This window comes from Amycolatopsis keratiniphila, assembly GCF_000400635.2.
GTDB lineage: Bacteria > Actinomycetota > Actinomycetes > Mycobacteriales > Pseudonocardiaceae > Amycolatopsis > Amycolatopsis keratiniphila.
Map to the genome: position 1 here is coordinate 6,337,676 of NC_021252.1, position 21,470 is coordinate 6,359,145.

The following is a 21,470-nucleotide window of genomic DNA, read 5'->3' on the forward strand; positions in this document are numbered from 1 at the left end:
GACATATTTCGTCCTGAACGACCCTTTCATGACATCCAAGCACCCCCTCAAGTACGTGAAGGACCCCTTCACTGCGCTAGACGCAATGAAGGGGTCCTTCACGTACCCCGGCCGCATTCAGAGGACTAAATGCGGCAAGCGGCTAGTTCTCGTCCTGCAGGATCCGCAGCGCGTTCGCCAGGTCGTCCGGGTACTCCGACTCGAACTCGACCCAGCGCCCGTCGGCCGGGTGCGCGAAGGCGAGCGTCTTCGCGTGCAGCCACTGCCGCGAAAGCCCGAGCTTGCGCGCCAGCACGGGGTCGGCGCCGTAGGTCAGGTCACCGACGCACGGGTGCTTGAGCGCCGAGAAGTGCACGCGGATCTGGTGCGTGCGGCCGGTCTCCAGCTTGATCTGCGCCAGCGAAGCGGCGCGGAAGGCCTCGACGACCTCGTAGTGCGTGACGCTCGGCCGTCCGCCCTGGACGACGGCGAACTTGTAGTCGTGCCGGGGGTGCCGGTCGATCGGCGCGTCGATGGTGCCGCGCGTCGGGTCCGGGTGGCCCTGGACGATGGCGTGGTAGCCCTTGTCGACGGTGCGTTCCTTGAACGCCCGCTTCAGCACGGTGTACGCGTGCTCGCTCTTCGCCACGACCATCACGCCGGTGGTGCCGGCGTCCAGCCGGTGCACGACACCCTGGCGTTCGGCCGCGCCCGAGGTCGCGATGCGCAGCCCGGCGGCGGCGAGCCCGCCGACGACGGTCGGCCCGGTCCAGCCTGGGCTCGGGTGCACGGCGACGCCGACCGGCTTCGAGATCACCACGATGTCGTCATCGTCGTGCAGGATCTTCATCCCCTCGACGGGCTCCGCGACGACCTCGACGGCCGACGCCGGATCGGGCAGCGTCACTTCGAGCAGCCCGCCGGCGGTCAGCCGGTCCGACTTCCCGGCGGGCCTGCCGTCGAGGAAGACCTCACCGGATTCGGCCAGTTCCGCCACGACGGTGCGGGAAAGTCCCAGCAGCTTCGCCAGCCCCGCGTCGACGCGCATTCCGTCGAGCCCGTCGGGGACGGGCAGCATGCGCGCGCTCATTCGGTCGCCGCCTTCTTCTTGTCCTTTGTGGATGTTCCGTCGTAGTCCTTGCCCAGCAAGGAAAGAATCACGATGAGCACGCCGCCGACGCAGATCGCGGAGTCGGCGACGTTGAAGATCGCCCAGCCCTGCCCGTTCGGCGCGAAGGCGGAGATCATGTCGACCACGTGCCCCTGCAGCGGGCCGGGGGCGCGGAAGATCCGGTCGGTCAGGTTGCCGAGCGCGCCGGCCAGCACGAGGCCGAGGCCGATCGCCCAGCCGACCGAGCGCAGCCGCCGGGACAGCCAGACGATGGCGATCACGACGGCGATCGCGACCAGCGCGAGCACCCAGGTCAGCCCGGTCGCCATCGAGAAGGCGGCACCGGGGTTGCGCACCAGCTGGAAGTACACGAGCCCGCCGAGGAACTCGACCGGCTGCTTGCCCTCCAGCGTGGACACGGCGATCTGCTTGGTGAGGAGGTCGATCCCCCACAGCACCGCGGCGACGGCGAACACCACGGCGACGCGCTTCTTGGGCAGCGGCGGCGACGGTGGCGCCGTTTCGGGCTCTGTACTCACTCCCCCATTGTCCACTGAGCGTGTTCAGGCCTCCTCGGCGGCCGCCTTCGGCCTGCTCAGCAGGGCCGCGAACGCCCCGGCGAGCGCGACCAGCGAGGACAGCACCAGCGCGAGCTGTCCTCGTGCGGGCACGACCGCGCAGAGCACGAACGCCGCGGCCACGGCCAGCACCAGCACGCTGCGGTCCAGCCAGGCGAGCAGGAGCAGGCCGATCGTCAGCAGGATCGCGCTCCGGGTGTCCCCGCCGAGGTCGAACTCCCAGTAGCCGACCAGGTCGGCCAGTGCGATGGCGACCAGGCCGCCGAGCGCGATCGCGGCGACCTTCCACCACCGCATGGTCTTCGTCCGAAGGGCGTAGAAGAGCACCGTGCCGAGGTAGACCGCGAACACGGCGAACAGCCAGCCGTCGTTCCGGCCGAGACCGGAGAACGACACCGAATTCACCGAACCGAAGACCCCGCCGTCCCCGACCGCGTACAGATTCTGGGTCAGGAACTGCCCATCGCCCGTCGCGGGCGCGTAGGCGAACCAACCCCCGGACCGGATCCCGCCCAGCGAAAAGGCCACCACCAGCAGCTGGGCGAATCCCAGTAACGCCAGCGGGAACCAGTAACGCGGTCGTTCGTTCCCCATGCGGGGTGAGGGTAGTGGCTCAGGCGCAGAACGGGGGAAGCTCCCGCGGATCGTTTTCCGGCACCCAGCGGCCTTCCGGCTTCTCGTACTGCCAGCGCGCGCCGCGGGCGACGATCTGGCGCAGCGCCAGGACGATCCGGTCCACGTGCTCGGTGGTGCTGCCGAGGCCGAGGCTCACGCGCACGGCCTGCTGCCCCGACGAACCGGCGACGGCGATCAGCCGTTTGGTCGCCACGTGCGCGCAGAACGCGCCGTCCCGCACGCCGATGCCGTACTCCGCGGACAGGACCGCGGCGAGCCAGCCGGGTTCGAATCCGTCGACGACGAAGCTGAGCGTGCCGACGCGGTCGACCGGAGCGTCGAACAGCCGCAATTCGGCGAAGCCGGGAATGGCGGCGAGGCCGCGACGCAGCCGCGCGAGCAGTTCCTCTTCGTGGGCGACGATGCCGTCCCAGTTCGCGGCCAGGGTCTCGCAGGCGACCCCGAGCGCGTAGACGCCGACAGTGTTGGGCGAACCGGCTTCGTGCCGCTCAGGTCCGGAATTCCAGACCACGGATTCACGGCTGACGAGCTTCGTCGCGCCGCCGCCGGCGAGGTACGGCTGGGCCGCGCGCAGCCAGTCCGCGCGGCCGATCAGCGCGCCGGCACCGAAAGGCGCGTACAGCTTGTGGCCCGACAGCGCGACGTAGTCAACGTCGAGTTCGCGCACCGAGATCTTCCGGTGCGGCGCGAGCTGGGCCGCGTCGAGCGCGATGCGGGCGCCGTGCCGCCGCGCGACGGCCGCGATCTCCTTGACCGGCAACAGTTCCCCGGTCACGTTGGACGCGCCGGTGAGCACCACCAGCCGCGGTCCCTGCGGGCAGTCCGCGAGCGCTTCGTCCACAGCAGACACCGCGGCGAGGCGGGTGCGCGGCGTCTCGATCCGGCGGACGTTCGGGCCCTTCCACGGCAGCAGCGCGGCGTGGTGCTCGGTGTCGAACACCACGACCGACGTGTGCTTCGGCAGGCTGCGCGCCAGAAGGTTGAAGGAATCGGTGGTGTTGCGGGTGAACACGACGGTGTCGGTCGATCGCGCGTCGACGAAGTCCCGCAGGATTCCGCGTGTGCGCTCGTAGAGCTTGGTGGAGACCTGCGAGGCGAACCCCGCGCCGCGGTGCACGCTGGCGTACCAGGGCAGGAACTCGTCGACCGCGGCGCGCACCTTGTCCAGACACGGGGCACTCGCCGCGTGATCGAGGTTGGCGTAGCCGATGTCGCCGCCGGTGACCAGCGGAACCCGCAGATCGGCGCAGGCGACCGCCGGGATTTCGTGCGTGGCAACGGTTTCAGCAGGGGTGCTGGTGCGTTCGAGAGCGAGGGTCATCGTCATCCTCCGGGCCAGGGGACCCGACGAGGATCCCGCGCTTGCCCGTCGCACCGCGCGACGAGCCAGGTCCTCACCCGGGGCACCCCACCGCGGAAGGAGGGTTGCCGGTCAGCTAGCCGGGGCTTGACGCTGACACTCGTGACCTACGGACGAAGTTAGCGGATGAGCGGCCGATCGAGCCAGCCCTCGTCCGCATCTTGAGACGCCGCTCACGTGCCCGGTGAGCGGGAAACACCGTTGCCCGGCGCCGCGCCGCGCCGGGCAACGGCAGGTCAGACCCGGAATCGGCCGGGCAGCCCGATGGTCGCGCGGGAGGAGAGTTCGGTCGCGGTACCCGAGTACTGATCGGCGCCCGCGGTGAACTGCCAGCCGCCGAAGGTCTTGCCGTCGACCGCTTCGCCGTAAGCCTCGGCGACCTTGGTCGAGACCTCGTCGTAGGACTTGCCGTCCCAGTTGCCCGCGCCGACCCCGAAGTCGCGCGAGTCGCCGCCCTGGGCGGCGACCGTGGGCAGGGTCCACAAGGTGAAGTGCACGTGGGCGCCGGTGCTGCTGCCACCGCAGGGCAGCGCGTTGCCGGTCCGGCCGAGGGCGTCGCCCGGGGCGACCTTCTGGCCGTCGGTGACCGAAATGTTCTCCATGTGGTAGTACCCGGTGCGCCAGCCGCCGTCATGGTCGACGGTCACCCAGTCGCCACCGGAGCAGTGCTGGATCCGGACGGTGCCCGCCAGCGGGGCGCGAACGGTCTTGTCGCCGGGGCTGAAGTCGATGGCGTTCTTCACGCCGGAGTTCCCGTTGTCCGAGTGAATGCCTGCCGAGTAGACGGATTGGCCCGTGTCGAAGGGCAGCCCGAACGCGGGAAAGGCGCCGGCCGCTGTCGCCGTCGGGGCCGCGAGAACCACCCCGACGAGGGTCGCGGTAACCCCCAGACCGGCGAACCGCGCAGGAAGTTTCGTCACCTTGCGTACTCCTTACCCCGTGACACTCACCCATTCGATGGAGTCGATTGCGGGGAAAGTAATCCAAAGGGAGTACAAAAGGGAAGAATTTTCTGAGATCAACCGACGAACAGCTGGTGCCGGTTCGTGATCTACTGGCCGGATTCGCCCTTCCACCTGGCCAGGCGGCCGGCGCGGTCGACCGCCCGCAGGCGTCGTTCGGCCGCGTCACGGACCTCGGCGGTGGTCACGACGAGTAACTGGTCGCGTTCCTGAAGCCGCGTGTTCTTGTTCGGCGTGAAGCCGGTGCCGTCGCGGACGAGGAGGCTGATCGTCGCCCCCACCGGCAGCCGCAGCTCGGCCAGGTAGACGCCGTGCATCTTCGATCCGGTGTTGATCCGGACCTGCAGGAGTTCCGCGCCCATCTCGTCGAGCGGCGCGGAGTCGACGTCGATCTCGTGCGCCTCGGCGTGCTGGGCCAGCCCGAGCGCTCGCGCGAGCGGGGTCAGCGTCGCCCCCTGGAGCAGCGTCAGCACGATGACCAGCACGAACACCGCGTCGACCAGCTCCTGCGCGCCGGGCACCCCGGACGACAGCGGGATCAGCGCGAGCACGATCGGGACCGCTCCGCGCAGCCCGGCCCAGGACAGGAACACCTGTTCCCGCCAGGGGATCTTGAACGGCAGCGCCGACAGGAACACCGACAGCGGGCGGGCCAGCAGCAACACGACCGCGCCCGCGACCAGGCCCTGGACCAGGCTTTCGAAGATCCTGCTCGGCGAGGCGAACAGGCCGAGCAGCACGAACAGGCCGATCTGCGCGAGCCAGCCGAGCCCTTCGGCGAAGGAGAGCGTGTCCGATCGGTGCGGCAGCTTCGAGTTCCCCAGCACCAAGGCGGCGACGTAGGTGGCGAGCAGTCCCGACGCGTGGGCGAGCTGCCCGCTCGAGTACGCCACGACGCACACCGCGACCGTGGCCAGCGGGTACAGGCCGGTGGCGGGAAGCGCCGCCCGGCGCAGCGCGAACGCGCCGCCCCAGCCGAAGGCCAGGCCGATCACCAGGCCGGCGGCGAGTTCGTAGACCACCAGCAGCGGCAGCGACCAGTCGATGGTCGCCCCCTCGGCGAGGACGACGACCGCGATGTAGGCCGGGGCGTCGTTGATGCCGGACTCGATCTCCAGCGCGCCCACGAGCCGCTTCCCGATCCCCGCCGATCTCAGCACGGAGAAGACCGCGGCGGCGTCGGTGGAGGCGAGTACCGCGCCCCACAGCAACGCCATCCGCCAGTCCAGGCCCAGCAGCCAGTGCAACGCCGCGCCGGTGACCGCGATGCTCACCGCGACGGCCACTGTGGACAGTGCGATTCCGATGCCCAGCGAGGGTTTCACGGCCGTCCACCGGGTGGTGAGGCCACCTTCGGACAGGATCATCACCAGCGCGGCGAGGCCGAGCGACTGGGTGAGCTCGGGGTTGTCGTACTGGATGCCGAACCCGGCTTCGCCGAGCAGGACCCCCATCCCCAGGTACAGCAGCAGCGAAGGAAGGCCGACCCGGATCGACACCCGGACGGCGATCACGGCGACGAGAAGCACCGCGCCACCGGTACCGAGGATGAGCGGGAGCTGCTCCATGTCGCCTCCCGTTCCGGTCGCCGTGAGGGCTCCAGAATAGTGAGGCGGTGATCGTCACACGTTCGTGTACCGGCCGAAAAGCGTCCGGATAACCTGTGTTACAGACTGTCCATTAGGGACTGCGCAGGGCCACCAGGTCGACACCGAGTTCGGCGAACGGTTCTTCCGCCGCGGGCAGGACTTTCACCGCGCGGTTGCCCTCACGGGACAACCAGCCGGCGCTCACTCCGTGAGACAGTAACGCCGCGGCGACCCGGCCCGCCAGATGATCACGGCGCACTGTCCAATCCAGACAGTCACGCAGCATCGGACGGCGGCCGTCGTCGATCTCCACCCCGAGCGCGTCGAGCACTTCGCGTCCTCGGCCGGTCAGCGTCAATCCGCCGGCGTCGTCGATCAGCCCGGTGGTGAGCATCCCGTCCCGTAGCGCGACCCCGACCGTCCCGGCGAGGTGGTCGTAGCAGGTCCTGGCGAACTCCAGCCGCTTCACCCGCACCGAAGACCGCAGTCCCTTCACCGGCCGATGCTCGGCGTGCTGTGCCAAATGCTCGATCAGCTCCGCCACCCGGGGGTCGGCTATCCGGACGTAACTGTGCCTCCCCTGCTTGACGCGCACGACGAACCCGGCGTCGGTCAGCTTCGTCACGTGCTCGCTCGCCGTCGACGCGGCCACCTCGGCCGCACCCGCCAGCTCGGTCACCGTCCAGGCGCGCCCGTCGAGCAGCGCGAGGCACATCGACGCGCGGCTCGGATCGGCGAGCACGGCCGCGACCTCGGCCAGTGCGATCGTTTCCATGCCCTCACCGTAGAAGACGCATGGTTCGGCGGCGGCCGAAGCGTCAGCCCGCCAGGAACTTCGCCGCCAGCTGGACCGCGGGTTTGGAGTCGTTGGAACCTTCGAGCATGACGGCGAAAGCGACGTCGCCGCGATAGCCGACGAACCAGCCGTTGGCGTCGGCGCCCGAGCCGAACTGCGCCGTACCGGTCTTGCCGAAGACGGCTCCGCTGCCCTTCAACGCTTTCGCGGTCCCCGTCGTGCAGACCTCGCGCATCATCGCGCGGACCTGGTTCAGCACCCCGGCAGGCGGAGCCTGGTACCCGGCGTTGACCTTGGTCTCCAGCCCCTGCCACAGCTTCGGCACGACCGGCTTCCCGGTCGCGACCGTCGCGGCCATGAGCGCCGCGCCCAGTGGGCTGACCTGCACCCTGCCCTGGCCGATCCCGGCCTCGACCTGCTCGTCACCGCTGCCCGACGGCTCCACCTTCCCGGCCTCCGTCGCCAGTCCGGGGATCTCGAAGTCGGCGTTGAGGCCGAGCTGGCTCGCGGCCTTCGCGAGGCCGTCCGCGGGCAGTTGCCCGGCGAGCCGCCCGAAGGTCGTGTTGCACGACGCGGCGAACGCCGTCTTCAGCGAGACGGTCCCCAGGTCGAACCCGTTGTCGTTCTTGAGCGTGCGGGTCCCGATCTGCTCGCTGCCCGGGCAGGGCAACGGCGAGTCGGCGGATACCCCGCCCTGCTGCAGCGCCGCGGTCGCCGTGGCGATCTTGAAGGCCGAACCCGGCGAGTACAGGCCGTTGAGCGCCTTCGGCTGGTTCCCGGCGGCACCGTTCTGCGCGACCGCCAGCAGCTCGCCCGAGGTCTTCATCGCGACGATGATCGCCGGTCCCGCGAAGCCGTCGACGGCCTTCTGGGCGGCGTTCTGGGACGCCACGCTCAAGGTCGAAACCAGCGGCTTGTCCGTCTCGGCCGCCTGTCCGAAGAGCGTCTCGACCGGTTTGCCGGAGACGTCGACACGGGACACGGTGACGGTCGCTCCGGTGCCGCTGTTCTCCCCCGAGGCGACCTTGGACAACGCTCCCTGCAGGATCGGCGCGACGCCCGTCGCGTCACCGCCGACGAGTGCCTTGCCGTCGCGGTCGGCCACGATCGGCTTGGCCGCGACGGGGGCGAGCGAAAGCCGCTGGCCCGCTTCGAGCTTCGGGTGGATCACCGACATCGCCCAGCGGACCACCCACTTCCCGGCGTTGCGCACCAGCTCAAGCTTGCCCTCGTACTTCCAGGCGCTGTTGCCCGCGAAGGTCCACGCGACGTGGAAGGTGGCCGACGTCGTGGTCGCGTTGCCCGGTGTCGTCGGGACCTCGCCGAGCGACGTCTTGACCGACGCCCCGTTGAGCGCCGTGCGCGTTCCGGACAGGGCGGTCGTGGCCGCCGCCGGATCGTCGACCGGGGCGGTGGTCAGGTCACCGGTGTCGAACAGCCGCAGGAATCGGCCTGCGACCTGCGCCGGGCTCTCCTGCGCGCTCTCGGTGGCGTCGCCCTGGCCACCGCCGGAAGCCGCCGGCGCCCGGTCCTCCCTGACCAGCAGCACCACCGCGGCCACCACGATGGCGACCACCGCCAGCGCGGCGCCGATCAGGATCCCTCTTTTCCGGGCAGGACTCATGGATTCGCTCTCCCCCAGTGCGGCGCGCCCCTCGCGCGCCCCCGGGCGCCAGCCTGCCGATTTCCCCCGCGCAAGGCGCGTTTAGGGCGGGAAAGCGGCTGTTCCGAATCCGTTTCGTGATCCCGGTGATCGGTAACCCGCTCTGGATGTCATGAAAGGGTCGTTCAGGACATTTTCTGTCCTGAACGACCCTTTCATGACATTCCTAGCCAGCGCAGGGTCAGGCCTTGGTGACCGCCACGGTCACCTTGGTGCCCTCCCCGACCGTCCCGGCCGAGCCGTCGGCGACGGTGCCGTACGCCACCGAAGTCGCCAACGTCTCCGAAGCGATGAACTCCTCGTGCGTCTTCGCGGCCGTGACCACGTCTTCCGGCGCGTCGACCGTCAGCGCGATGCGGTCGGCGACGTCGAGCCCGGCGTCGCGGCGGGCCTGCTGCACGACCCGGACCAGGTCACGGGCCAGGCCCTCGGCCGCCAGTTCGTCGGTCACCTCGGTGTCGAGCAGCACCAGCCCGGCACCGCCCGGCAGTTCCGCGGCCGCGCCGCCGCCCTTGGCGACCAGACGCCGGTCGTACTCGCCTTCGACGAGTTCGATCCCAGCCGCCACGACGGCGCCGCTCTCGGACGTCGTCCACTCACCGGCCTTGACGGCCTTGATCACCGTCTGGACGTCCTTGCCCAGCCGCGGTCCGGCCGCACGGGCGTTCACCGCGACCTCGAACCCGCCGTGCGCGGCGACGTCCGTGGTCAGCTCGACGGATTTGACGTTGACCTCGTCGCGCAGGATGTCGGTGAAGTCGCGCAGCGAGTCGGCCTCGTGCGCGGCGACGACCAGCTTGGCCAGCGGCAGCCGCACGCGCAGCTTGTTCGACTTCCGCAGCGACAGCGCCGAAGACGCCACCTGGCGCACCCGGTCCATCGCCGTCACCAGCGCCGCGTCGGCGGGCAGGTCGAGCGCGTTCGGCCAGTCGGTCAGGTGCACCGAACGGCCGCCGGTCAGGCCGCGCCAGACGACCTCCGTGGTCAGCGGCAGCAGCGGCGCCACCACCCGCGAGGTCACCTCCAGCACGGTGTGCAGGGTGTCGATCGCGTCCTGCTCGCCCGCCCAGAACCGGTCACGTGAGCGGCGCACGTACCAGTTCGTCAGCACCTCGAGGAAGTCGCGGACGGTCGAGCAGGCACCGGCGACGTCATAGGTGTCGAGCGCGTGCTCGACGTCGGTCACCAGTTCGTGCGTCTTCGCCAGCACATACCGGTCGAGGATGTGCTTCGAATCCGTGCGCCACTGGCCTTCCACGCCCTCGGCGTTCGCGTAGAGCGCGAGGAAGTAGTACGAGTTCCACAGCGGCAGCACGGCCTGGCGGACGGCGTCGCGGATGCCCTTGTCGGTGACGACCAGGTTCCCGCCACGCAGGATCGGGCTCGCCATCAGGTACCAGCGCATCGCGTCGGAGCCGTCACGGTCGAAGACCTCGTTGACGTCCGGATAGTTGCGCAGCGACTTGGACATCTTCTGGCCGTCCGAGCCGAGCACGATGCCGTGCGAGATGCAGGTGCGGAACGCCGGCCGGTCGAACAGCGCGGTCGCCAGCACGTGCAGGACGTAGAACCAGCCGCGCGTCTGCCCGATGTACTCGACGATGAAGTCGCCCGGGTAGTGGTGCTCGAACCACTCGGTGTTCTCGAACGGATAGTGCACCTGCGCGTACGGCATCGAGCCCGAGTCGAACCAGACGTCCAGCACGTCCTCGATCCGGCGCATGGTGGACTTCCCGGTCGGGTCGTCCGGGTTGGGCCGGGTCAGGTCGTCGATGAACGGCCGGTGCAGGTTCTCCAGCCGCACGCCGAAATCGCGCTCGATCTCGTCGAGCGAGCCGTACACGTCCGTGCGCGGGTACGCCGGGTCGTCCGACTGCCACACCGGGATCGGCGTGCCGAAGTACCGGTTGCGGGAGACCGACCAGTCGCGGGCGTTCTCCAGCCATTTGCCGAACTGGCCGTCCTTGACGTTCTCCGGGTACCAGGTGATCTGCTGGTTCAGCTCGACCATCCGGTCCTTGATCTCGGTCACCGCGACGAACCACGACGAGACGGCGCGGTAGATCAGCGGGTTCCGGCAGCGCCAGCAGTGCGGGTACGGGTGCTCGTAGGTCTCGTGACGCAGCAGGACCGCGCCCTGACGGCCGGCCGAACCGGTGCCGTTCTTGAGGTCCTTGATGATGTTCGGGTTGGCGTCGAAGACCTGCTGGCCCTCGTAATCCGAGACGGTCGCGTCGAACTTGCCCTGCGCGTCCACCGGGGTGACCGGGACGATGCCCGCCGCGTCGGTGACGACCTTGTCCTCTTCACCGTAGGCGGGCGCGATGTGGACGACACCGGTGCCGTCCTCGGTGGTGACGTAGTCCGCGGACAGCACGCGGTGCGCGTTCTCGTGCCCGGCGAAGTATGGGAACGGTGGGGCATAACGGGTTCCGAGCAGCTCGGTACCGGTGTAGTGCCCGACGACCGTCGGCTCCTCACCGAGTTCGCGGGCGTACGCGGCGACGCGCGCTTCGGCGAGCAGGAACCGCTTGCCGTCGCTTTCCACCACGACGTACCGCACGTCCGGGTGCACCGCGGTCGCCAGGTTGGACGGCAGCGTCCACGGGGTCGTGGTCCAGATCAGCAGGTACGTGCCGTCGAGCTCGTTGTCGTTGCCCTCCAAGCGGAAACCGACCGTGACGGCCGGGTCCTGGCGGCTGGCGTAGACGTCGTCGTCCATGCGCAGCTCGTGGTTGGACAGCGGGGTCTCGTCGCGCCAGCAGTAGGGCAGGACGCGGTAGCCCTCGTAGACCAGGCCCTTGTCCCACAGCTGCTTGAACGCCCAGATGACCGACTCCATGTAGGACAGGTCGAGCGTCTTGTAGTCGTTGTCGAAGTCGACCCAGCGGGCCTGACGGGTGACGTAGTCCTGCCATTCGCCGGTGTAGCGCAGCACGGACTCGCGGCAGGCGTCGTTGAAGACGTCGATGCCCATCGCGTCGATCTCGGATTTCTCGGTGATCCCGAGCTGGCGCATGGCCTCGAGTTCGGCGGGCAGGCCGTGGGTGTCCCAGCCGAAGCGGCGCTCGACGCGCTTGCCCTTCATGGTCTGGTAACGCGGCACCAGGTCCTTCACGTACCCGGTGAGCAGGTGACCGTAGTGCGGGAGACCGTTGGCGAACGGCGGGCCGTCGTAGAAGACGTACTCGTTCGAACCGTTGACGCCGGGGTCGCGGGCGTCGATCGACGCCTGGAAGGTCCGATCGGCTTCCCAGTACGCGAGGACGCGCTTTTCCGACTCGGGGAACGAAGGCTGGGACGGGACGCCGGTCTCGCCGTCCACCTGTGCCTTGGGATACATCTTCGGTGCTCCTCAGATCCGACACTGCTCGTCTCGTGTACGGGCTTCCACCCACACGGGGACGAGACGGCCGTTTCCGGCGCGTTCCGCGGTACCACCCCGCTTGCCCGGCCGGTCGGTGTTTCCGGCTGGGCCGCTCATTCGACGGCTGTGACGGGCCGTACCCGTCCGGTTCTACTGAGGGCGCGGGCCCTGTTCTTCCGGAGGCTCCCCGGTGATGGCCGGATCGGTGCCAGTTGAGTCAAGGGTAGCGCGCGAGGGCAACCGGGTTGTCCGGGGTGTGCGGAAACCCGGAGGCGGCGGCCGGCGGCCGTGATTAGGCTCCCGCCCGAGGAGGGTGATGGACACCGAAGAACAGCTCTGGCGCCAGATCCGCGTCACCGACCGGATGCGGGAAGGCCCGGGGCAGATCGCCGCGCTCGAGAAGGTGACTCGTCGCGTGGACGCGCTCGGCTTGATCGCGCATCGGAACGAGGCGCGCGTCCGGCTCACCACCGCTTACCTGCTCGGCGGCGAGCCCGCGAAGGCGTTCGAGCCCCTCTCCCTGTGCCTGGACTCCGGCGACCCCGACCTCAGGCCGGTGTTCGACCACCTCGCCGAGGCGTTCACCGAAGACCCGCGCGTTCCGCTCGCGGACACCCTCGCCGCGCTCGACGAAGGGGAACGGCTCTTCGGCCCGATGCCCGACAACCGCCTGATCATCGCGTCGCATCTCGGCACCGATGCGGACGTCGGGTACGAAGCTCCTGCGGAAAGCTCGCGGTGCGGCCAGTGCGACACCGGCTTGAGGATCGACCACCTGCTCCGGATCGGCCGCTTCGACGACGCCGTCGAGCTCTTCTCCGACGACGACCGCTGCTCCCGCCAGCCGCACGCGATGCTCGCGGCACTGATGCTCCCGTACGCCCGAGCCGGGCGGCTCGACGACGCGGTGGAAGCGTTCCGGGCATCCTATTCGGCCTTCTGGACCGAACCGGCGGAGTTCGGCTCGCTGGCCCGGCACGTCGAGTTCTGCGCGCACACGGGGAATCACGCCGCCGCCCGGAAACTGGTCGCCCGGCACGGCGGGTGGCGATCGACGCCCTTCGCGACGATGGAGTTCCACGCCGCGGCGGCCTTGGTGACGGACTCCCACGCGTCCCTCACGCTGGAGATCGCCGCCCGGTTCGACGCCCGCAACGGCAACCCCGTGCAAAGCGAGCGGATCCGGGCGTCGCTCGCCGAGGATCCGGCCCCGGTCGCAGTGGACCTGGGTTCGGCGTTGCTGCCCCGTACCAAGCAAATGGGGTCGCGCCTCGTGATCTATCCGACGACCGTGGAGGAACTGGCTTCCCTGGCCGAACGCAACGAAGACGATCCTGAGTTCGCCGCCGTCATGTGGGAACGGTTCGACGAGCTCCTGCCGAACCCCGAAGGTGAACTGCTCGCGCGCCGCCTCGCCGGTTCCCGCGAACGTGCCGGAGCCACCGACCGTGATCCCGGGGCGCGCGCGTTCTGGGGCGCTGCGCCGTCTCTGGAAGAGGACCCTTTGCGAGCCTTGACGTTCGCGCGGGATGCCATCGACCTCTTCCTGGCGAAGTCGGACTACACGAACGCCGCCCGCGCACGGCTGATGGCGGTGTGGATCCTGGCGTTCACAGGCGATCCGAAGGCCGCTCTCGACCTGATCGACAAGCCCGACCCCGTCGGCGGGAACCCCGAGGTGCAGGCCGAGGTGCTGTACACCCACGGAAAGCTCTCGCAGTCGTTCGGCGATCTCGACGAGGCGGTTTTCCGGCTGCTCATGGCCGCCGAAAGCTTCGAGTCCGCCGAGAACACCGACGCGCTCGGCTGGACCCGCGCCGATCTCGCGGAGCTCTTCTTGACGATGGAGCGTTTCGAGGACGCCGCCGATGCCGCGGAAGAGGCCGTCCGGCTGACTCCCACGGCGCGGGCAAGGGCATTGCGGAATCGGGCTTACCTTTTGCGCGCCTAAGAGCACGCCCCGATCGCCGAGCCGACGGCCCTGAGCGCAGCCGTGTAGGTCGTTATACAGTCACGAAACGGCCTATGTCCTGAGGTGCATGGTGTTCCTCCTTGGCGTGCTGGTGGGGTCGAGGTAGGTGGGTGGGGTGAATTCGGGGAGTCCGTCTTGGGCGATCTGGACTTTCCATTCGCTGCGGTGGATCAGCCGATGGTGTCTGGTGCACAGGAGTACGAGGTTGTCGATCTTCGTTTCGCCGTGATGCCGCCAGAAAACAATGTGGTGAGCCGTACAACGGGGTACGGGCATGTCGCAGCCCGGGAACGCGCAGCCACCATCTCGAAGGGTGAGCGCGTACTTCTGGGCCAACGACACGGTGCGTTTGGACCGGCCGATGTCGAGTGGTTCGCCTGCGGTGCCGAGGACGCCGGGTCTGACGCGGGCGTCGCAGGCGAGGATCCTCGCGTCGGTGGCGCTGATCGGGCCGACGAGGTCGAGGTGGGCTTCGCCGATGTCCCGGATCAGGTCGTCGTAGGACATGGTGATGAGGATGTGGGTCGCTTCCCCGGCTTGGCCGGGGAGGTTGCGGCTGGTGGTCTTCAACCGGACGTAGTCGGTGAAGGCATCGCCATAGCGTTCGTCCTGGGTGCGGGAGTCCCGAATGCCGTCGATGGCCTTGTGCGGTTTGGCCATCGGATCCAGGTCGGACTTCAAGCGGGCGTAGGTTTCCAGGTCGAGTCGCGCTTTGAGGCCCAGGGTGCCGTCGCGGTGCTTAACGAACCGTAGTTCGGGGCGGGTGTCTTTGGGGTCGTCGTTGCGGGGTTCTTTGCCGTCGGGGTCGAGTTCGTCGAGCAGGCGGCGGCCGGCGCGGGCGATCTGGCGTGGCCCCGCATGTCTGGCCAGTTCGACGAGGATTTTCTCCCCGGCCCGCACATCCGCGTCCGGGACACTCGACGGAATCCTGGCGAGAGTCTTGATAATCGCGTCGATCTGGCCACCACCGATCGCACCCTCCGCAGCAGCCTCGGCCGTCAACGGCGCCAACGGCGGCTCGGGGTCCCCACCGATCGAGGGGCCGGGATGCAGAGCCAGCACCCGATCGGCGCGGGCACCGGCTTCCTTGTCCGACACCAGGAAATCCTCGAAAATCAACCCCGCCAGCGTTGAATGACCACTGCAGCCACGGATCCCGCGAGAATTGATCTCCGCGAGGATGGCGTTCTGCTCGGCATCCAACTGGCGTTTAAGAACTTCGAGTTCTTGTTTGCGGGCGTGCAGCGTCGCGGTGTCGACGCGCCACCACTCGGTGGACGTCCTCGGAGGTGCATCGTTGCTGGCCACGACACCGAAGCTAGCCTGAACCGAACGCATGCGCTAGCCCAAACAGACCAACGAAGAGAATTGCCGAAAAATGGCGACAGCGAAGTAAGTCTTAAAGCGGCGAAGCACCTTAAGGACACGAAGGCGCCTTAAGCACTAGGCCGAATTCAGGTCACGAGCGCGGCCAACGCCGGCCCACCACGCAGCCCCCGAGTTGCCGTCCCCGCCACCGCATCTAGGTTGACGGTATGCCGATCTGCGGGGCCCGATGAAAGGGCCCGGACTCCTCATCGTCCTGCTGGTCGTCCTCGGTGGCGTCAGCGGGCTCGGGTTCCTCTTGGGACTGGGCAACGCGGCCGTCCTGGCCGCCCTCACGGCGCTCTTCTGTCTCATCGCGGCGGTCGGCGGGCCGCTGTGGGCGGATCTGCGGTTGCTGGCGTGGTTCGCGCCCGCGCTGATCCTCGCGGTCGGGGTGCCGCGGTTGCTGGGCGCGGTGTCGCAGTGGGCGGCGATCGGGCTGCTGGTGGCGATCGTGGTCGTGGCCGGCCTGCTGCCGGTGCTCGGGCCTCGGTTCGTGACCGTCGGACTGGGACTCGGGATGGCGTCGCTGTTCGGGTACGGCTTCCAGTTGACGGGCACGGCGTCGGCGGGGCAGATCCTGGGGGCGCCCGCGCTCGCGGTGGGGGTCGTGATCCTGTTGCGGGTGCTGATGGGCGCGAAGGATCCCGCCAAGCCGACCCGTGACGCGCTGGCCGACGCGCTCTCGACGGATACTTCCGAAACCCAAGTGCGTGCGGCGAGGCTTTGGCTCGCGGACCGGCCCCGTCGCTGGACCGGCGGGGTCCTCGGCGGCCTGTTCCGGTATCGCGCGGCCACGGGGTTGCTGGAGATCCGCCGGAAACGGCTGGACAGCAAGGAAATCGGCGAAACACTCGACGCCGCCAAGGAAGAAGCCGCGAGACTGGCCGAAGCCGTCCGAAGTCCCACCGCGCCGAACGACGTCGAACCGGTGCGGCGCAACGAGCCCGGCGGGTTGCCCGGCGCCACGGCGAGGCTCGTCACCGCGCTCTGGGAGGCGCTCGAAACCATCCGGACCGCGGCGACCGAACGCGACGAGTCTCGTGTGGACGTTCCGAAGGGACTGCGCAAGGAACTGCGCCGGATCGAGCTGAGTGGCGCGTTTTCCTGGCAGTCGGCGCAGTTCCGGCACGCGCTCCGCTGCGGGCTCGGCGTCGGGCTGGCGCTGGTGGTCGCGAGTTTCCGGCCCGGTGACCCGCTCACCGTGTCGTTCCTGCTCGGCACGTTCGCCATCCTGCAACCGGAATGGCGGGACAGCCTCGGCAAGGCCTGGCAGCGGATCGGCGGCTCGCTCGGCGGCGCCGTCGTGCTCAGTCTCGTCCTTTGGCTTCTGCCGCAAGGGTTTCTGCTGCCAATCGGGCTCGTCGCGCTCCTCGGCGGGTTCTCGTTCATGCAGACGCGGCCGGCGGTGTTCAACGGCTGCATGGTCCTGATGTCGGTCGGCATGAACGCGACCACCCGGCATCTCGACCCGCGTTACGTGCTCGTCGAGTACCTGCTCCTGATGGTCCTCGCCGGCGCCATCGCGCTGCTGTTCGGTTTCGCCGCGATCCCCGGGGTGCCGAAACCCGGCCCGGGGGAACGGTTCGAGAACGCCGTCTGCGCCACCCGGGAGCTGCTCGGTTCGGTGGCGCGGAAACTACGCGGGGAGGACGTCGACCCGCGGACGCTCGGCCGCGAGTTCCGTGCCGCCACCATCGCCCATCACGGTCTGCTCGCGGCGGAGCCGGGCACGAAGCAACCCGCGCCCGGTCAACAGGACGCGCTGGAGAAGGCCGCCGAAGCGTTGCGCGGCCTGTCCGTCACGGCGTCATCGCTCCTGCTGCGGCCCGGATCGGCCGAAGCGGCGAATGCCGTCGACGAGGCGGCGCGCACACTCGGTACCGAAGAAACCGCGGAGATCACCGTGCCGCGGGACGCGGACGAGGAACAGCGCCTGGTGCTCGACACGATCGCCGCCGACGTCGTGGCGGTCGGCGAAGCGGCGCTGAAGCTCTAAGCCTTCTCGCGGTGATTCCCGGCGATCTCGGCGTCGGGTGTGCACAGCGCGCACGGGGTGAACCCGAGCTGCCGCGCCTCACCGATGCCGAGCGGGATGGTGTCCCTGGTTTCGAGCCACTCGCACGAAGTCACGTGATAGCGCGGGTACTCGTCGACGACGACGACCTCGACCTCGAGTTCGGAGACGACCGCCACATCCGCGGGGTCGCTCTTCTCCTCGCCGGGGTCGCCGCTTTGCTGAGGCTCCGGGGTGTCTTCCGCGTCACCGAGTTCACCCGCGGCGGGCATCAAGACGGTCTGCTCGACGTCCTCGGGTGTCTTTTCCTCATCCTCGGCGGGCTCATCCTCTTCGGCCGGGTCTTCCTCCTCCGCGGGAGCCGCGGCCGCGCGCTTCTTCCGGCGGCGCAGCCAGTCGAAGAGGAGCAGCAACCCCGCGACGACGGAGAGGCCGATGGAGATCCAAGCCCACAGGGAGTTCGCGGTGATGAGCGCCGCGACGAGCAGCCCCAGAGCCGCCAGTACCAGTACCAGGACGATGAAGAGCACGGTGAATTACAACACGAGCGCACAGCGGAACGGCCCCGACCCTCCGGAGAGTGCCGAGGCCGTTCCAGTGGGTAGAAATCAGCCCGCTTCGGCCCGGGGGCCGAACGAGTAACCCTGTCCGCTACCGGAGGACGACGACTGCCCCGAGGTCGACGAGGACGCCGATGCGGGAGCGGCCGAACCACGGTCGTCGAGCTCACGCAGCTGGGACTCGAGGAACCCGCGCAGCCTCGTGCGGTACTCCCGCTCGATCGTGCGCAGCTCTTCGATCTTCTTGCCCAGCGAGCCCTTCTCCGCGTTCATGTTGTTCATGGTCTCGGTGTACTTGCGCTGAGCCTCGCGCTCCATGGTCGTCGCCTTGTCGCGCGCCTGGCGCTCCAAGGTCTCGGCACGGGTCCGCGCGTCGTTCAGCATCGTCTCGGCACGCGTGCGCGCCTCGTTCACCATCGAGTCCGACTTGGACCGCGCGTCCGACAGCAGCTGCTCGGACTTGGTCCGGGCTTCGGCGAGCATGCCGTCCGACTCGGTCTTGGCCTCGGCGGTGAGCCGGTCGGCCATTTCCTGCGCCAGCCCGAGCACCTTCGCGGCCTGGACGTTGGGCTCCCCGTTGTCCGGCACCATCGAGTGGGCCTGGGTCTGCTCCATCGCCGACTGCGGCGGCGGCACCGGCGCCAGGCGGCGCGACGGCTCGTCGCGTACCTGCGGCGGCGGGCCGACGGCGCCGGCCTTGGCGTTTTCGAGCTCACCACGCGTGGTCTCGAGCTCGTTGTCGAGCTGCTCGACCTGCTGCCGCAGCTCGTTGTTGTCCTCGATCAACCGGGCAAGCTCGGTCTCCACCAGGTCGAGGAACGCGTCCACCTCGTCCTCGTTGTAGCCCCTTTTGCCAATGGGCGGCTTGCTGAACGCGACGTTATGCACGTCAGCGGGGGTCAACGACATCAGATCACCTCACGCACTCCATGGCCTGCAGGTCCACCGGGGCTTCCCCGAAAATCACCCTGGCGTTGCCAGCTGCATCGCGAAGAACACAACCAACAGCAGCACCATAATCGATAAGTCCAGTCCGACGCCGCCGATTCGTACGGTCGGGATGATTCGTCTGAACAGACGAACCGGTGGGTCGGTCACTGTGTAGATGGTCTCGAGCGTTACCGCAACCCCTCCGGCAGGACGCCACTCGCGAGCGAAAGCACGCACGAGCTCGACGACGATCCGTGCCGTCAGCAGGAGCCAGAAGGCGAACAGCACGTACCAGACGACCAGCAACACAGCATTCACGTAACCACTCTGCCATGCCTCGCGTCAAAAGACGCAGTTGACGGGCCACGGATGCCGATGAGTCGACAAAATCACATCCGGCTGCGCTCAGCGGTCACCGGGTGATCAGCCGCGCAGGAATAATCCGCCTTCGGCAATCCGCCGACGGTCCTCCGCGGTGACATCCACATCGGGCGGTGAGAGAAGGAACACCTTGTTGGTGACCTTGTCCATCGATCCGCGCAACGCGAAAGCGAGCCCCGCGGCGAAGTCGACGAGACGCTTCGCGTCCGCGTTCTCCATCTCCGTGAGGTTCATGATCACCGGGATGCCCTCCCGGTAGTGCTCCCCGATCGCGCGCGCTTCCGCGTAGCTCGTCGGGTGCAGCGTCGTGATCCGGCTCAACGGGTCACGCACCGCCGGACGGACCGGCTCGGTGACCGGCCGCAGCCGCGCGACCGGCTCCGGCTGACGGTCCATCGCCAGCGCTCCGTGGACGGCAGGCTCCGGGCTGGCCACGGAGCGTGACCGAGGCCGGGGTGCGGGCTCGTCATAAGTGTCAACTTCGTCCCGGTAACGTCCACCCCGTGACCGGGCCGGCGGCTCGTCGTCGTAGTCGTACTCGTCGTCGGCGTAGCCTCGCCGGTAGTCATCCTCGACGTCATAGCCGTCTTCGTCCGCGGGCACCATCCCGAAGTAGGCCTTCAGCTTCTGCAGCGCGCTCATGCCTCTCCCTAGCCTTAGCCGCGTCCCGCACGTACTCCCCCGCCCTCGCCGCCACTCCCCGTAACGACGGGACGGTATTCCCTAAGGCGAGGCTAAACCGCGTCCACCGAGCAACGCGGTTCCGACACGCACACAGGTCGACCCGTGCGCGATCGCCTGCTCGAGATCATTGCTCATTCCGGCGGAGATCTCACGGGCATTTGGGTGTTCTTCCCGTAGACGCTCCGACGCTCGGGCGAGTTTCCCGAACGCCTCCGCGGGATCAGTACCCAGCGGGGCGACCGCCATAAGCCCTCGGAGGCGAATATCACCCACATGGGCTATCCGCTCCGCCAAATGGCTCACTTCGCTCAACCGAATGCCCCCGCGCTTCGGATCGTCATCGAGACTTACTTGAATGAGGACGTCCAGCGGGTGCTCGCGTTGCCCGGATTCGAGGGCCGACTTGGTCGCCTTCGCGAGCGCCTCGGCCAGCCGTTCGGAGTCGACGGACTGGACCTCGTCGGCCCAGCGCACGACGGATTTGGCCTTGTTCCGCTGCAGGCTGCCGACCATATGCCAGCGGATCCGGGCGTCCGGCCGCAGACCGGCGACCTCTTCGGCCTTCGCGCCCGCTTCCTGATCGCGGTTCTCGGCGAGGTCGAGCGCGCCGAGGTCGGCGAGCAGCGCGGCGTCGAGCGCCGGGAAGGTCTTGGTGACCGCGAGCAGCTTGACCTCGTCGCGTGCCCGGCCGGCGGCCTTGCACGCGGCCGCGATCCGCTCTTCCACTTCGGCGAGGGAGGCGGCGAGTTCCCCCTTGCGGGTGTCACTCACGACGCGTCCAGCCACGTGATGCCCGCGATCCGGCCTGTGGTGCCGTCGCGACGGAAGCTGAAGAGGGTCTTGTCTTCGTTGGTGCAGCGCGGATCGACGCCGATCTTGCCGACGCCGAGGTCGGCCAGTTGCCGCCAAAGACCCGCACGCAGGTCGAGCCCCGGCGTGCCCTTGCGGGTTTTGCAGGCACTGCCCGGCACGTGCTTTTCGACGTCGGCGGCCATGTCGGCGGGGACTTCGTAGCAGTCGCCGCAGATCGCGGGACCGAGCAGCGCTTCGGTCCTGGCCGGTTCGGCGCCGAGCGAACGCATCGCCTCGACCGCGGCGGGGACGACGCCGACCCTGGCGCCGACGCGGCCCGCGTGGACGGCGGCGACGACACCGGCTTCCGCGTCGGCCAGCAGAAGAGGTACGCAGTCGGCGACGAGCACCACGAGCGCGAGGCCGGGCTCGGCCGTCACGAGCGCGTCGGTCGCTTCGGCGGCGGAGGTCTCCGAACCGTCCACGATGGTCGCGGTCCGGCCGTGGACCTGCTCCATCCACGCCAGCCTGTCCTCGGCGAGGCCGAGTTCGGTGGCGAGGCGCTTGCGGTTGGCGTAGACGTCGCCCGCGTCGTCGCCGACGTGATCACCGAGGTTGAAGGTGTCGTAAGGCGCGCGGGAAGCCCCGCCCGCCCTTGTCGTGACGACCCGCCGTACCCGCACGCTTTTCCTCCTAGACCTGAGTGAAGGCCCCCTCGACTGTAGTCA

The 21,470-nt window shown here is 68.8% G+C and carries 18 protein-coding genes and 1 riboswitch; of the genes, 2 read left to right on the plus strand and 16 right to left on the minus strand.

Translation table 11 applies throughout. From position 1 onward, the window contains the following. Nucleotides 1-142: 142 nt before the first annotated feature. The 9 genes from AORI_RS68955 to ileS form a co-directional block, all read right to left on the minus strand. Complete coding sequence (locus AORI_RS68955) at nucleotides 143-1,069, minus strand: RluA family pseudouridine synthase (protein ID WP_016335916.1); 927 nt, start codon at nucleotides 1,067-1,069, stop codon at nucleotides 143-145. Further along, the gene (gene lspA / locus AORI_RS68960; protein ID WP_016335917.1) at nucleotides 1,066-1,629 is read right to left on the minus strand and encodes a signal peptidase II; all 564 of its coding nucleotides are present in this window, start codon (nucleotides 1,627-1,629) and stop codon (nucleotides 1,066-1,068) included. Before lspA ends, AORI_RS68955 begins: the two co-directional genes overlap by 4 nt. 24 nt (nucleotides 1,630-1,653) lie before the next feature. Further along, a complete protein-coding gene (locus tag AORI_RS83055; RefSeq protein WP_016335918.1) occupies nucleotides 1,654-2,262 on the minus strand; it encodes a hypothetical protein in 609 nt (202 codons plus the stop codon). 19 nt (nucleotides 2,263-2,281) lie between these two features. After that, nucleotides 2,282-3,625 carry an aminotransferase class V-fold PLP-dependent enzyme gene (locus tag AORI_RS68970; protein WP_016335919.1) on the minus strand — a complete coding sequence of 448 codons (1,344 nt, stop codon included), beginning with the start codon at nucleotides 3,623-3,625 and terminating at the stop codon, nucleotides 2,282-2,284. 32 nt (nucleotides 3,626-3,657) lie between these two features. Then, nucleotides 3,658-3,772: riboswitch (SAM riboswitch) on the minus strand. Between the two features lie 128 nt (nucleotides 3,773-3,900). Continuing rightward, the gene (locus AORI_RS68975; protein ID WP_016335920.1) at nucleotides 3,901-4,584 is read right to left on the minus strand and encodes a M23 family metallopeptidase; all 684 of its coding nucleotides are present in this window, start codon (nucleotides 4,582-4,584) and stop codon (nucleotides 3,901-3,903) included. A 131-nt stretch (nucleotides 4,585-4,715) separates the two neighbouring features. Then, nucleotides 4,716-6,194, minus strand: coding sequence for a potassium/proton antiporter (locus AORI_RS68980; RefSeq protein WP_016335921.1), 1,479 nt, complete (start codon nucleotides 6,192-6,194; stop codon nucleotides 4,716-4,718). A 112-nt stretch (nucleotides 6,195-6,306) separates the two neighbouring features. Then, on the minus strand, nucleotides 6,307-6,990 hold the full coding sequence (locus AORI_RS68985) for an ArsR/SmtB family transcription factor (protein WP_016335922.1): 684 nt from the start codon (nucleotides 6,988-6,990) through the stop codon (nucleotides 6,307-6,309). Between the two features lie 43 nt (nucleotides 6,991-7,033). Then, nucleotides 7,034-8,635, minus strand: a complete 1,602-nt coding sequence (locus AORI_RS68990; RefSeq protein WP_016335923.1) for a penicillin-binding transpeptidase domain-containing protein — start codon at nucleotides 8,633-8,635, stop codon at nucleotides 7,034-7,036. Nucleotides 8,636-8,855: 220 nt separating this feature from the next. Further along, nucleotides 8,856-12,017: an isoleucine--tRNA ligase gene (ileS, locus tag AORI_RS68995; RefSeq protein WP_016335924.1), complete on the minus strand. Its 3,162-nt coding sequence runs from the start codon at nucleotides 12,015-12,017 to the stop codon at nucleotides 8,856-8,858. 340 nt (nucleotides 12,018-12,357) lie between these two features. Here ileS and AORI_RS69000 point away from each other — a divergent pair, with 340 nt between their 5' ends. Next, nucleotides 12,358-13,992, plus strand: coding sequence for a hypothetical protein (locus AORI_RS69000; RefSeq protein ID WP_016335925.1), 1,635 nt, complete (start codon nucleotides 12,358-12,360; stop codon nucleotides 13,990-13,992). Nucleotides 13,993-14,064: 72 nt separating this feature from the next. Here the strand turns inward: AORI_RS69000 and AORI_RS69005 are convergent, their stop codons facing one another. Continuing rightward, on the minus strand, nucleotides 14,065-15,321 hold the full coding sequence (locus AORI_RS69005) for an HNH endonuclease signature motif containing protein (RefSeq protein ID WP_043848269.1): 1,257 nt from the start codon (nucleotides 15,319-15,321) through the stop codon (nucleotides 14,065-14,067). Between the two features lie 247 nt (nucleotides 15,322-15,568). Here AORI_RS69005 and AORI_RS69010 point away from each other — a divergent pair, with 247 nt between their 5' ends. Then, nucleotides 15,569-17,377 carry an FUSC family protein gene (locus AORI_RS69010; protein WP_016335927.1) on the plus strand — a complete coding sequence of 603 codons (1,809 nt, stop codon included), beginning with the start codon at nucleotides 15,569-15,571 and terminating at the stop codon, nucleotides 17,375-17,377. On the opposite strand, the gene AORI_RS69015 is transcribed toward AORI_RS69010, so the two are convergent. The 6 genes from AORI_RS69015 to pgeF all read right to left on the minus strand — a co-directional run bounded on the left by AORI_RS69015 (nucleotide 17,374) and on the right by pgeF (nucleotide 21,425). After that, the gene (locus tag AORI_RS69015; RefSeq protein WP_016335928.1) at nucleotides 17,374-17,925 is read right to left on the minus strand and encodes a hypothetical protein; all 552 of its coding nucleotides are present in this window, start codon (nucleotides 17,923-17,925) and stop codon (nucleotides 17,374-17,376) included. The genes AORI_RS69010 and AORI_RS69015 overlap by 4 nt on opposite strands. Before the next feature lie 78 nt (nucleotides 17,926-18,003). Continuing rightward, the gene (gene wag31, locus AORI_RS69020; RefSeq protein WP_016335929.1) at nucleotides 18,004-18,864 is read right to left on the minus strand and encodes a DivIVA-like cell division protein Wag31; all 861 of its coding nucleotides are present in this window, start codon (nucleotides 18,862-18,864) and stop codon (nucleotides 18,004-18,006) included. 54 nt (nucleotides 18,865-18,918) lie between these two features. Next, entirely contained in the window at nucleotides 18,919-19,194 is a 276-nt protein-coding gene (locus tag AORI_RS69025) for a YggT family protein (protein WP_005155180.1), read from the minus strand. Between the two features lie 114 nt (nucleotides 19,195-19,308). Next, nucleotides 19,309-19,908 (minus strand): cell division protein SepF, encoded by a 600-nt coding sequence (locus tag AORI_RS69030; protein WP_016335930.1) that lies wholly within the window; start codon nucleotides 19,906-19,908, stop codon nucleotides 19,309-19,311. Nucleotides 19,909-19,989: 81 nt separating this feature from the next. Then, the gene (locus AORI_RS69035) at nucleotides 19,990-20,721 is read right to left on the minus strand and encodes a YggS family pyridoxal phosphate-dependent enzyme (RefSeq protein WP_016335931.1); all 732 of its coding nucleotides are present in this window, start codon (nucleotides 20,719-20,721) and stop codon (nucleotides 19,990-19,992) included. Continuing rightward, entirely contained in the window at nucleotides 20,718-21,425 is a 708-nt protein-coding gene (pgeF, locus tag AORI_RS69040) for a peptidoglycan editing factor PgeF (RefSeq protein ID WP_016335932.1), read from the minus strand. The genes AORI_RS69035 and pgeF overlap by 4 nt, the downstream gene beginning before the upstream one ends. Between the last annotated feature and the right edge of the window lie 45 nt (nucleotides 21,426-21,470).

Coding starts and splice junctions, on each gene's coding strand:
- AORI_RS68955 (WP_016335916.1), bottom strand. CDS start 1,069: ATGAGCGCGCGCATGCTGCCCGTCCCCGACGGGCTCGACGGAATGCGC.
- AORI_RS83055 (WP_016335918.1), bottom strand. CDS start 2,262: ATGGGGAACGAACGACCGCGTTACTGGTTCCCGCTGGCGTTACTGGGA.
- AORI_RS68970 (WP_016335919.1), bottom strand. CDS start 3,625: ATGACCCTCGCTCTCGAACGCACCAGCACCCCTGCTGAAACCGTTGCC.
- AORI_RS68980 (WP_016335921.1), bottom strand. CDS start 6,194: ATGGAGCAGCTCCCGCTCATCCTCGGTACCGGTGGCGCGGTGCTTCTC.
- AORI_RS68985 (WP_016335922.1), bottom strand. CDS start 6,990: ATGGAAACGATCGCACTGGCCGAGGTCGCGGCCGTGCTCGCCGATCCG.
- AORI_RS68990 (WP_016335923.1), bottom strand. CDS start 8,635: ATGAGTCCTGCCCGGAAAAGAGGGATCCTGATCGGCGCCGCGCTGGCG.
- ileS (WP_016335924.1), bottom strand. CDS start 12,017: ATGTATCCCAAGGCACAGGTGGACGGCGAGACCGGCGTCCCGTCCCAG.
- AORI_RS69000 (WP_016335925.1), top strand. CDS start 12,358: ATGGACACCGAAGAACAGCTCTGGCGCCAGATCCGCGTCACCGACCGG.
- AORI_RS69010 (WP_016335927.1), top strand. CDS start 15,569: ATGAAAGGGCCCGGACTCCTCATCGTCCTGCTGGTCGTCCTCGGTGGC.
- wag31 (WP_016335929.1), bottom strand. CDS start 18,864: ATGTCGTTGACCCCCGCTGACGTGCATAACGTCGCGTTCAGCAAGCCG.
- AORI_RS69030 (WP_016335930.1), bottom strand. CDS start 19,908: ATGAGCGCGCTGCAGAAGCTGAAGGCCTACTTCGGGATGGTGCCCGCG.